Source organism: Citrobacter sp. T1.2D-1 (assembly GCF_950098555.1).
Lineage (GTDB): Bacteria > Pseudomonadota > Gammaproteobacteria > Enterobacterales > Enterobacteriaceae > Citrobacter_A > Citrobacter_A telavivensis.
The window spans coordinates 38,368-50,546 of sequence record NZ_CATNHH010000056.1 but is presented as its reverse complement, the minus strand read 5'-3'; the positions used below and the strand labels follow the sequence as shown (position 1 = coordinate 50,546).

At 52.7% G+C, this 12,179-nt stretch carries 8 protein-coding genes; 4 read left to right on the top strand and 4 right to left on the bottom strand.

Going from position 1 to position 12,179, the window contains the following annotated elements:
* Positions 1 to 124: 124 nt before the first annotated feature.
* The 3 genes from ldtD to QQZ17_RS21410 all read left to right on the top strand — a co-directional run bounded on the left by ldtD (position 125) and on the right by QQZ17_RS21410 (position 3,367).
* Complete coding sequence (ldtD, locus tag QQZ17_RS21420) at positions 125 to 1,975, top strand: L,D-transpeptidase (protein ID WP_152405242.1); 1,851 nt, start codon at positions 125 to 127, stop codon at positions 1,973 to 1,975.
* 176 nt (positions 1,976 to 2,151) lie between these two features.
* The gene (locus tag QQZ17_RS21415; RefSeq protein ID WP_061077037.1) at positions 2,152 to 2,700 is read left to right on the top strand and encodes a YcbK family protein; all 549 of its coding nucleotides are present in this window, start codon (positions 2,152 to 2,154) and stop codon (positions 2,698 to 2,700) included.
* 19 nt (positions 2,701 to 2,719) lie between these two features.
* Positions 2,720 to 3,367 carry an MBL fold metallo-hydrolase gene (locus QQZ17_RS21410; protein ID WP_152405241.1) on the top strand — a complete coding sequence of 216 codons (648 nt, stop codon included), beginning with the start codon at positions 2,720 to 2,722 and terminating at the stop codon, positions 3,365 to 3,367.
* 48 nt (positions 3,368 to 3,415) lie between these two features.
* Here QQZ17_RS21410 and aspC read toward each other — a convergent pair whose 3' ends face one another.
* The 4 genes from aspC to pncB form a co-directional block, all read right to left on the bottom strand.
* The gene (gene aspC / locus QQZ17_RS21405) at positions 3,416 to 4,606 is read right to left on the bottom strand and encodes an aspartate transaminase (protein WP_152405240.1); all 1,191 of its coding nucleotides are present in this window, start codon (positions 4,604 to 4,606) and stop codon (positions 3,416 to 3,418) included.
* Between the two features lie 183 nt (positions 4,607 to 4,789).
* A complete protein-coding gene (gene ompF, locus QQZ17_RS21400; RefSeq protein ID WP_284554174.1) occupies positions 4,790 to 5,899 on the bottom strand; it encodes a porin OmpF in 1,110 nt (369 codons plus the stop codon).
* 602 nt (positions 5,900 to 6,501) lie between these two features.
* The gene (gene asnS, locus QQZ17_RS21395) at positions 6,502 to 7,911 is read right to left on the bottom strand and encodes an asparagine--tRNA ligase (RefSeq protein WP_046478715.1); all 1,410 of its coding nucleotides are present in this window, start codon (positions 7,909 to 7,911) and stop codon (positions 6,502 to 6,504) included.
* A 163-nt stretch (positions 7,912 to 8,074) separates the two neighbouring features.
* A complete protein-coding gene (gene pncB / locus QQZ17_RS21390) occupies positions 8,075 to 9,277 on the bottom strand; it encodes a nicotinate phosphoribosyltransferase (protein ID WP_152405239.1) in 1,203 nt (400 codons plus the stop codon).
* Positions 9,278 to 9,542: 265 nt separating this feature from the next.
* Here pncB and pepN point away from each other — a divergent pair, with 265 nt between their 5' ends.
* Positions 9,543 to 12,155 carry an aminopeptidase N gene (pepN, locus tag QQZ17_RS21385; protein ID WP_152405238.1) on the top strand — a complete coding sequence of 871 codons (2,613 nt, stop codon included), beginning with the start codon at positions 9,543 to 9,545 and terminating at the stop codon, positions 12,153 to 12,155.
* Positions 12,156 to 12,179: the final 24 nt, after the last annotated feature.

The window sequence follows — 12,179 nt, the reverse complement described above, 5'->3', positions numbered from 1 at the left end:
GATTTCAGGTGCATTTTCTTTAAACTTCTTTACATTAGGTTAGGCAATCACATAACAGCCTTTCTATAATGAAGGAAAGCTCCGGTAGATGTGAGCATGTCGTAATGTAACCAGAGGGCAAGGGATGTTGCTTAATAAAATTGGTGGTCGTCGGCTCTCGGCAATGAGTTTATGCCTGGCCGTAGCATTCGCTCCACTGTTCAGTGTTCAGGCTGATGAGCCTGAAGTTATACCTGGCGACAGCCCCGTTGTTGCCAGTGAGCAGAGCCTCGCCCAGCCGCAGGCGCAATCTGGCGCAACGGCCGTGATGGCGGGTCTGCAGCCTCTTCCTGAAGGGGCGGCGGAAAAGGCGCGGACTGAACTGCAGTCGCAACTTCCCTCGGGCTACACGCCTGTCTATATGAATCAGCTTGAATTGCTCTATGCGGCGCGCGATATGAAACCCATGTGGGAAAATCGTGAAGCCGTAAAAGCGTTCCAGCAGCAGCTAGCTGAGGTCGCCATCGCCGGTTTCCAGCCCCAGTTTACTACCTGGGTGGCGTTACTGACCGATCCTGGCGTTAGCGGTATTACACGCGATCTGGTGTTGTCTGATGCGATGATGGGTTATCTCCATTTGATAGCCAATATCCCGGTCAAGGGCAACCGTTGGCTATACAGCAGCAAGCCGTATGTGCTGGCGACGCCACCGCTGTCGGTTCTCAATCAGTGGCAGGTCGCGCTGGATAATGGGCAACTCCCGACGTTTATTGCCGGGCTGGCGCCTCAGCACCCTCAGTATGCATCGATGCACGCGTCGCTATTGACGCTGGTGGGCGATTCACGTCCGTGGCCGCAACTAACCGGCAAAGCAACGCTGCGACCGGGTCAGTGGAGCAACGACGTGCCGGCACTGCGGGAAATACTGCAACGTACCGGGATGCTGGAAGGGGGACCTAAAATTGCGCTGCCGGGTGATGAGACCCCGTCAGAGGCGGTGGTCAGCCCGTCTGCTGTTGCCGTTGAAACCCCGAGCGTTGACGCCGCAAAACAGACCGTCCCGCGCAGTAAGCCAGCACCGGCTGTTCGTGCCGCGTATGATAAAGAGCTGGTTGAAGCGGTAAAACGCTTCCAGACCTGGCAAGGGCTGGGCGCGGATGGCGCAATTGGCCCTGCCACGCGTGACTGGCTGAACATGACGCCCGCGCAGCGTGCGGGCGTACTGGCACTCAATATCCAGCGTCTGCGCTTGCTTCCGTCTGAACTTTCGACGGGAATTATGGTGAATATTCCGGCGTATTCACTGGTTTATTACCAGAACGGTAATCAAGTGCTGGCGTCCCGGGTGATTGTTGGTCGTCCCGATCGTAAAACGCCGATGATGAGCAGCGCGCTGAATAACGTGGTGGTCAATCCACCGTGGAACGTCCCGCCGACGCTGGCACGTAAAGACATTCTGCCCAAACTGTGGAACGATCCGGGCTACCTTGAACGTCACGGTTATACCGTGATGCGAGGCTGGAACAGCAGAGAGGCGATAGATCCGTGGCAGGTTGACTGGTCAACCATCACGCCATCAAATTTACCGTTCCGTTTCCAGCAGGCGCCTGGCGCGCGTAACTCGCTGGGCCGCTATAAGTTCAATATGCCCAGTTCCGATGCTATCTATCTGCACGATACGCCGAACCACAATCTGTTCCAGAAAGATACCCGAGCGCTCAGTTCCGGCTGTGTGCGCGTAAACAAGGCGTCGGAACTGGCAAATATGCTGTTGCAGGACGCGGGCTGGAACGATACGCGCATTTCCGATGCGCTAAAGCAGGGTGACACGCGCTATGTGAATATTCGCCAGACTATTCCGGTCAACCTTTACTACCTGACGGCGTTTGTTGGCGCAGACGGGCGCACCCAGTATCGTACAGATATTTACAATTATGATCTGACGGCGCGATCCAGCGCACAAATTGTGGCAAAAGCTGAGCAATTAATCAGGTAAATGAAGAGGTTCTGGTTAATCTGTTGTCGTAATATTTGGTAGTGACAGGGGCATCGGCCCAGAAGCCCCGTCATTACTGGGGTTGGGCCAACTTGACGGCAGCTTTGTTGCCAGTTAAGGTGCCTATCGTGCGCTAAAGCATATAGACGATAACATTGACCTGTAGACCTTAAACCATGGACAAATTTGACGCTAATCGCCGCAAACTGCTGGCGTTAGGTGGTGCTGCCCTCGGCGCTGCCATCTTGCCTGTGCCTGCGTTTGCCACACTCTCTACCCCGCGTCCGCGTATTTTGACTCTGAGTAACCTCAACACCGGAGAGTCAATCAAAGCGGAATTTTTTGATGGCAGAGCTTATATTCAGGATGAATTAGCCAAACTTAACCATTTTTTCCGTGACTATCGCGCGAATAAGGTGAAGTCCATCGATCCCGGACTCTTCGATCAGCTTTTCCGCCTGCAAGGGCTGCTGGGAACGCGTAAACCTGTTCAGCTGATTTCCGGTTATCGTTCACTGGATACCAACAATGAATTGCGTGCGCACAGCCGTGGGGTAGCGAAACAAAGCTATCACACCAAAGGCCAGGCAATGGATTTTCATATTGAAGGAATTTCGTTAAGTAATATTCGCAAAGCCGCGTTATCTATGCGCGCAGGTGGTGTAGGATACTACCCACGCAGTAACTTTGTGCATATTGACACCGGGCCGGCGCGGCACTGGTGATTAACGAAACAGGAGCAGTATGAACTATCGTATTATTCCGGTCACCGCGTTCTCCCAGAACTGTTCTTTGATCTGGTGTGAGCAAACGCGTCTGGCAGCGCTTGTCGATCCCGGCGGTGATGCTGAGAAAATCAAACAGGAAGTGGACGCCAGCGGCATTACGCTGACGCAAATCCTGCTCACTCACGGACACCTCGATCATGTGGGTGCCGCGGCGGAACTGGCGCAGCACTATAGCGTACCGGTTATCGGTCCGGAAAAAGAAGATGAGTTCTGGTTGCAGGGTCTGCCAGCTCAGAGTCGCATGTTTGGCCTCGGCGAATGTCAGCCACTGACACCCGACCGTTGGCTTAACGAAGGAGATAGTGTCAGCGTAGGGAATGTGACTTTACAGGTGTTGCATTGCCCGGGGCATACGCCTGGACACGTTGTTTTCTTTGACGAGCAGTCGCAACTTCTCATTTCAGGCGACGTGATTTTTAAAGGCGGAGTAGGGCGTAGTGATTTCCCGCGCGGCGATCACAACCAGTTGATTGATTCGATCAAACGTAAGCTGTTGCCGTTAGGCGATGACGTAACGTTTATTCCAGGTCATGGACCGCTGTCGACGCTGGGCTATGAACGGTTGCACAATCCGTTCCTGCAGGATGAAATGCCTGTCTGGTAATCCCCATTAAAAAGCCCGCTTATCGCGGGCTTTGTTTTATCGGAAGTCTTACAGCACGGCGACAATGGCTTCGCACAGCGGTGCCATGTTATCCGGGGTCATCCCGGCGACGTTGACGCGGCCAGAAGCCACCGCGTAGACGCCAAACTCTTCACGCAGACGCAGAACCTGATCTTTGGTCAGGCCGCTGAAAGAGAACATGCCGTTTTGTTTGATGATAAAGCTGAAATCGCGATCCGCCCCTTTCTCTTGCAGGGTATTCACAAACAGCAGACGCATACGCTGAATGCGCTGACGCATGTCGGTCAGTTCCTGTTCCCAGATTGCGCGCAGTGCATCGTTGCTGAGGATTGTGGCAACCACAGATGCGCCGTGGGCGGGCGGGTTAGAGTAGTTTGCACGAATAACGGATTTCATCTGGCTGAAGGCGCGGTCAACGGTTTCCGTATCTGCCGCAACTAACGTACAGGCACCGACACGCTCGTTGTACAGGCCAAAGTTCTTGGAGTAGGAACTCGCGACAATCAGCTCTTTGTGCAGCGCGGCGAACGCGCGCAGTCCTTCCGCGTCTTCTTCCAGACCACGGGCGAAGCCCTGATATGCGAAGTCAAACAGCGGTAACCAGCCTTTCTCGACGGAAAGCTGAGCCAGGGTTTGCCACTGCTCAAGTGTAGGATCTATACCGGTTGGGTTATGGCAGCATCCGTGGAACAGCACCACGTCGCCAGCCTGCGCTTCGCTCAGGCTGTTTTGCAGCGCGTCGAAGTCCAGAGAATGGTTTTCTGCGTCGTAATAAGCGTACTCGCGTACTTCCAGCCCGGCGGAGTTAAACACGCTCTTATGGTTTGGCCAGCTCGGGTTGCTCACCCATACGCGTTTTACTGCCGTATTTTTTGCCAGGAAGTCGGCAGCAACGCGCAGCGCGCCGGTGCCGCCCGGCGTTTGTGCCGTGCGTGCGCGTTTGTCGTTAATCAGCGCGCTACCTTTACCGAACAGCAGTTCCTGTGTGCAACGGCCAAATTCCGGAATACCGTCAATGCCGAGGTAGTTTTTCGTTGTTTCATTTTCGAGTAGGTATTGCTCGGCTTTCTTAACGCTGGTCAGCACTGGCGTTTTGCCAGTTTCATCTTTATAGACACCGATCCCAAGGTTAATTTTCGAAGGACGGTCATCAGCACGAAACAGATCGGCCAGACCCAGAATGGGGTCGGCAGGGGCGGCAGTAATGTTCTCAAACATGACGAGGTTCCATTGTGGTTACAGAAGGGAAATCCGTTATCAGGTTAACGGTAGATTTACAAAATGCCAACCGTTAGTGATGAAAACCCTGCAGGTTTTTTGAAGTCGCAAGATTTGGCTGACAGGCATAAAAAAACAGGACCGAAGTCCTGTTTTTTAGGCATTTAACAAAGGGGTCTGCTATTAGAACTGGTATACGATACCGACAGCAACGGTGTCGTCAGAGTTCACGCCCAGTTTGTTGTCAGAATCAATCTGGTTGATCTGATAGTCAACATAGGTGGACATGTTTTTGTTGAAGTAGTAGGTTGCGCCCACTTCAACGTAGTTCACCAGATCTTCGCTACCTACACCTTCTACGTCTTTCGCTTTAGATTTGTTGTAGGAGATGGACGGACGCAGACCGAAATCGAACTGGTACTGAGCCACAACGAAGAAGTCCTGAGTTTTGTTTGCGAAGCCGCCTTTGATCGGGGTAGCGTTACGGGTTTCACCGTAGTTGGTTGCCAGGTAGATATTGTTCGCGTCATATTTCAGACCCGTCGCCCACTGCTCAGCTTTTTCACCACTGCCGAGCAGTGACGGATCCTGCTGTGCATTAGTACGGTCAGCTGCACCGTAAGCACCAACAATGCCGAAGCCATTCATTTCGTAGCTAATAGAACCGCCGACGCCGTCACCGTTAGAACGACGAACATCGCTGAAGTTGTTGCTGGTCGGATCGGTAGAGTCAACTTCGTAGCTGCTTGCGCGCTCGTTTTTGCCCAGGTACTGAACACCGAAGTTGAGGCCGTCAACCAGACCGAAGAAGTTAGAGTTACGGTAGGTCGCAACGCCACCAACACGGCCAACGAAGAAGTTATCGCTGTAAGCAGTATCACCGCCGAATTCTGGCAGCATATCGGTGTAACCCAGTGCATCGTAAACGATACCGTAGTTACGACCGTAGTCGAAGGAGCCCGCGTCACCGAATTTCAGACCGGCGAACGCCAGACGGGTTTTGTTACCATTCTGAGCATCATCGCCGCCTTCAGAGTTGTTACCCTGGAATTGGTATTCCCACTGGCCGTAACCGGTCAGTTGGTCATTGATCTGAGTTTCCCCTTTGAAACCAAGACGGGCATAAGTCTGGTCGCCGTCATTGCCTTTGTTATCAGAAAAATAGTGCAGACCAACGGTTTTACCGTACAGGTCCAGTTTGTTGCCGTCTTTGTTGTAGATTTCTGCAGCGTTAGCTGCACCGGCTACCAGCAGGGCAGGGATAACCACTGCCAGAATATTGCGCTTCATCATTATTTATTACCCTCATTGGTTTTTTTATGACACCTGCCACTGCCGCCAATAAATTTCGTCAATAAAAATTTACGGAACTATTGATGAGAGTTTGGTGTCTTTATGTGTCTGACAGGCATCTTTCCATTCAAACTATCGTTTCGCTACCGTGAAAGTGCTACAAAGATAAAGAATTAGTTTCAGAAAGAAAAAATGTGTAACTAAATATTACTTTTCTGGAACTTTGTGAACGACATCAAATTTCGAAACGATTTCAGCTCCAGATCACCCCACTTATATCTATTTATATGATTTTCTTATCTTTAATTTGGATAAATGAAAAATAGCGTACAGAAAGTAGACGTTTCCAGTTTTACTTATGGCTATTTCTGGACGTCTGGAATGCTGTGGAATTGTGTATAAAACGTGCTATTGGATGAGGAAATACTAATCCACAAGAATGATGCGGTTTATTTTTTGTACAGAAATATTACGGCGTAACATCAGGTAACAGGAGAAGGGGTTTTGGGGGTTGCTATTAGAGTTGCTTACTTATTACTCACAAAACCTGACATTTCAGCCAATAAAAAAGGCCAGCGGGGCTGGCCTTTTGGCGAACGGTTTTAGAACGTCGCGTTACGCGGTGTGCGCGGGAAGGCGATCACATCACGAACGTTCTGTACGCCGGTAACGTACGCGATCAGACGCTCGAAGCCGAGACCGAAGCCGGAGTGCGGCACGGTGCCGTAACGACGCAGATCGCGATACCACCAGTAGTCTTCTTTATTCAGGCCCATTTCCAGCATACGCGCATCCAGCACATCCAGACGCTCTTCACGCTGAGAACCACCGATGATTTCACCGATACCCGGAGCCAGAACGTCCATCGCGGCAACGGTTTTACCGTCTTCGTTCAGGCGCATATAGAACGCTTTAATCTCTTTCGGATAGTTTTTCACCACTACCGGCGCTTTAAAGTGTTCTTCTGCCAGATAACGTTCGTGTTCGGAGGAGAGATCGACACCCCAGTAAACCGGGTTTTCGAACTTTCTGCCTTTCTTAATGCACTCTTCCAGAATGGCGACCGCATCAGTGTAATCCACCTGGGCGAAATCCGCCTCGATGAAGCGTTCCAGACGACTAATCGCCTCTTTATCCACGCGCTCGGCAAAGAACTTCATGTCGTCAGCTCGCTCGGTCAGTACGGTTTTGAAGGCATATTTCAGCATGCCTTCCGCCAGACCGGCAATGTCGCTCAGGTTGGCGAAGGCCACTTCCGGTTCCAGCATCCAGAACTCCGCCAGGTGACGGGTGGTGTTGGAATTTTCCGCACGGAAAGTCGGACCGAAGGTATAGATCTTCGACAACGCGCAGGCGTAAGTTTCGCCGTTCAACTGGCCGGATACGGTCAGGAAGGACTCTTTACCAAAGAAGTCTTTGTCGAAATCCACTTTGCCCTGATCGTTACGCGGCAGGTTTTCCAGGTCCAGCGTCGACACGCGGAACATCTCACCCGCACCTTCGGTATCAGACGCGGTGATAAGCGGAGTGGAAACCCAGAAGAAGCCCTGCTCATCGAAGAAACGGTGCAGCGCCTGTGCCAGCGTGTGGCGAACACGAGCGACGGCACCAATCATGTTGGTACGCGGACGCAGGTGTGCAACTTCACGCAGGTACTCGATGCTGTGACGTTTCGCCGCCATCGGGTAGGTGTCAGGATCTTCAACCCAGCCGCTGACTTCAACCTCAGTGGCCTGGATCTCAAAACTCTGTCCTTGTCCCGGAGAGGCCACAACCTTGCCGGTAACGATAACGGAGCAGCCGGTGGTCAGACGCAGCACTTCTTCATTGTAATTGGGCAGAGAATTATTGATGACGGCCTGTACAGGATCAAAGCAGGAACCGTCATAAACGGCGAGGAAGGAGATGCCAGCTTTTGAATCTCGGCGGGTACGTACCCATCCGCGCACGGTGACTTCGCTGTCAACGGCTACGCGGCCCTGGAGTACGTCGGCTACAGGCACAACGCTCATAATATTCTCTCTGTTAATAGTCCGATATATAAACACATGTTCCCCGGAATGGGGATTTCCTATGTTACCTGGCATCTGCAATCAGACAAGCAGAATTAACAGGCAAAGAGAAAGATTTCAGAAATAAGTACGAAAAGGGAGCCGAAGCGGCTCCCTGGGAGGATTAACTGGCTTTTTTGATATGCGGTAAATCAAACGCTTTACGCAACGCGCGAACAAAGGCTTTGTCGTGACAAATGGTTTTACCCGGGCTGTCAGACAGCTTGGCAACCGGTTTACCGTTGCACTCGACCAGCTTGATCACAATGTTCAGCGGCTTAACCTGCGGAATATCGCAGGTCAGACGCGTACCAATACCAAAACTCAACTGTACGCGGGAGGAGAAGTGACGATAAAGGTCTACCGCTTTACTCAGATCCAGATTGTCGGAAAAGACCAGCGTTTTGCTGTGCGGATCGATACCCAACTTTTCATAATGGGCGATGGCCTTTTCGCCCCATTCAACAGGATCGCCCGAGTCATGGCGCAGTCCCTGATAGCGCGTGGCAAATTCAGCGCCAAAGTCGCGTAAAAACGCGTCCATGGTAATGCAATCGGTCAACGCGATACCCAATTTGTCCGGGTATTCATTCAACCATGCGGCCAGCGCGGCGCGCTGGCTGGTCGCCAGTTCTGGACTTATCTGCTGATGCGCCTGGAACCACTCGTGCGCCTGTGTGCCCATTGGCGTTAGCGACAGACGGCGGGCCAGATCGTAGTTACTGGTGCCAACAAACCACGACTCCTGCTGCAAACGTTTAACGATAGCCTGTTGCACTTCGCGGGAAAAACGTCGGCGGGTGCCGAAATCCATCAGGTGGAAGCGGGACATATCGAGACTGGACGTTAAAGCAGAGAAATCGACTAATTTCGTCTCCAGCGTATCAAGGGCCTGCGCAACGCCCATTTCTGGTGAGCGATAGCGATGAACCAGTTCGCTGATCACTGCCAGCAACGGGACTTCCCACATGATGACTTCACGCCACGGACCGGTTAGGCGGATATTCAGCTTTCCGTTGTCGTTGCTGACGGAAACCTGCTGTGGGTCATAGCGAAAATCGCGCAGCCAGTTGAGGTAATCCGCTTTGAAGAAGGGCAGCCCGGAGAGCCACTGATACTCTTCATCCTCCAGGCGCAGGTGCTGCATAGCATTGACCTGCTCGCGAATGGTGTCGGCATAAATACCCAGCAGGTCGTCGCCTCGGCAACGAAATTCAGCCGCTACCTGCACATCATAGTAGTGGTGAAATACGGCTTGCTGCATATGCAACTTATAAGCATCTGTATCCAGCAACGAGTGCAGAACAGGAGAAGCGAATTGTGTCATAGGTGCGCAGTAGCATCCTCTCACGGGAGCGTTTAGTACAATAAACAACTAAGAAAACCGCTGGAGTATACCTTGTTTAGCGATTTATTGAACCCCGATCACACCATAAGGTGACGCCAGGGTCGAGTGCATTTCGTGCCGTGTGTTATAAAAATGTAGCAAAAAGAGTGTTTGTGCCTGAAAAGATAAACATTCTGCGTAGCGCGTTTTGCGCAACAGGAATAGACTGAAGTCGAGACTCTTCAAAAGATGCTAAAGGTTTTTTATGACACAACAGCCACAAGCCAAATACCGCCACGACTACCGTGCGCCGGATTACCAGATTACTGATATTGACTTGACCTTTGACCTGGATGCTGAAAAAACCGTGGTCACGGCAGTGAGCCAGGCTGTTCGTCATGGCGCATCGGATGCCCCGCTGAAACTGGATGGAGAAGATCTGACGCTGGTCTCTCTCCACGTCAACGATGAACCGTGGACAGCTTATAAAGAAGAAGCGGGCGCGCTGGTGATTAGCAATCTGCCCGAGCGTTTTACGCTGCGTATTGTTAATGAAATCAGCCCGGCCCGGAACACCGCGCTGGAAGGCCTGTATCAGTCGGGCGAGGCGTTATGCACCCAGTGTGAAGCAGAAGGCTTCCGCCATATCACCTGGTATCTCGACCGTCCGGACGTACTGGCGCGTTTTACCACCAAAATTATTGCCGATAAAAGCAAATATCCGTTCCTGCTCTCCAACGGTAACCGTACCGGCGAGGGGGAACTGGAAAACGGTCGTCACTGGGTCCAGTGGCAGGATCCGTTCCCGAAACCGTGCTACCTGTTTGCACTGGTCGCCGGTGATTTCGACGTGCTGCGCGATACCTTTACCACCCGTTCCGGGCGTGAAGTGGCGCTGGAACTGTACGTGGATCGCGGCAATCTCGACCGTGCGCCGTGGGCGATGACGTCGTTACAGAACTCGATGAAGTGGGACGAGGAGCGCTTCGGCCTGGAGTACGATCTTGACATCTATATGATAGTCGCCGTCGACTTCTTTAATATGGGCGCAATGGAGAATAAAGGTCTTAATATCTTTAACTCCAAATACGTGCTGGCGCGAACCGACACCGCCACCGACAAAGATTATCTCGATATTGAACGCGTGATTGGCCATGAGTATTTCCACAACTGGACCGGTAATCGCGTCACCTGTCGCGACTGGTTCCAGTTGAGCCTGAAAGAGGGGTTAACCGTTTTCCGCGATCAGGAGTTCAGTTCGGATCTTGGTTCCCGAGCGGTTAACCGGATCAGCAATGTGCGCACCATGCGCGGCCTGCAGTTTGCTGAAGATGCCAGTCCGATGGCGCATCCGATCCGCCCGGATAAGGTCATCGAAATGAACAATTTCTATACCCTGACCGTGTATGAAAAGGGCGCAGAAGTCATTCGCATGATCCACACCCTGCTCGGTGAGACGAATTTCCAGAAAGGGATGCAGCTGTACTTTGAGCGTCACGACGGCAGCGCGGCGACCTGTGATGACTTCGTTCAGGCAATGGAAGATGCCTCCAACGTCGATCTTTCCCATTTCCGCCGCTGGTACAGCCAGTCCGGTACGCCGATTGTTACCGCTAAGGATGACTATAACCCGGAAACGGAGCAGTACACGCTGACCCTCAGCCAGCGCACGCCGGCAACGCCGGATCAGGCCGAGAAACAGCCGCTGCATATTCCGTTTGCCATCGAACTGTATGACAACGAAGGCAAGGTGATCCCGCTACAGAAAGGTGGTCATCCGGTGAACGCCGTGCTGAACGTGACGCAGGCGGAGCAGACGTTTGTGTTCGATAACGTTTATTTCCAGCCGGTACCGGCGCTGCTGTGCGAATTCTCTGCCCCGGTGAAACTGGAATATAAATGGAGCGATCAGCAACTGACGTTCCTGATGCGCCATGCGCGCAACGACTTCTCCCGTTGGGACGCGGCGCAAAGCCTGCTGGCAACGTACATTAAGTTGAACGTGGCGCGTCATCAGCAGGGACAGCCGCTCTCTCTGCCGGTGCATGTGGCGGATGCTTTCCGCGCCGTGCTGCTGGATGAGAAGATCGATCCGGCGCTGGCGGCGGAAATTCTGACGCTGCCTTCGGCAAACGAAATTGCCGAATTGTTTGAGGTTATCGATCCGCTGGCGATCGCGGAAGTTCGCGAAGCGTTAACGCGTACTCTGGCGGCGGAACTGGCGGATGAGTTCCTGGCAATCTATAACGCCAATCGCCTGGAGGAGTACCGCGTTGAGCATGCGGACATCGGCAAACGTACGCTGCGTAATGCCTGCTTGCGCTTCCTGGCCTTCGGTGAAACGACGCTGGCAGATACGCTGGTGAGCAAACAGTATCGCGAAGCTAACAACATGACCGATGCGCTGGCGGCGCTCTCTGCGGCCGTGGCTGCGCAGTTGCCGTGCCGTGACGCGCTGATGCAGGAGTATGACGACAAGTGGCATCAGGACGGTCTGGTGATGGACAAATGGTTTATCCTGCAGTCCACCAGTCCGGCAGATAACGTGCTGGACACGGTGCGCGGCCTGTTGAAACACCGTTCATTCAGCATGAGCAACCCGAACCGTATTCGTTCGCTGATTGGCGCGTTTGCTGGCAGTAACCCGGCGGCTTTCCATGCGGAAGATGGCAGTGGATATCAGTTCCTGGTCGAGATGTTGACCGAGCTTAACAGCCGTAATCCGCAGGTAGCGTCACGCCTGATCGAACCATTGATCCGCCTGAAGCGTTATGATGCGAAACGTCAGCAAAAAATGCGTGCCGCGCTGGAGCAGTTGAAAGGGCTGGAGAATCTTTCCGGCGATCTGTTCGAGAAGGTTACCAAAGCGTTAGCCTGAGACATTGACCTGTCGTTTTGTTGG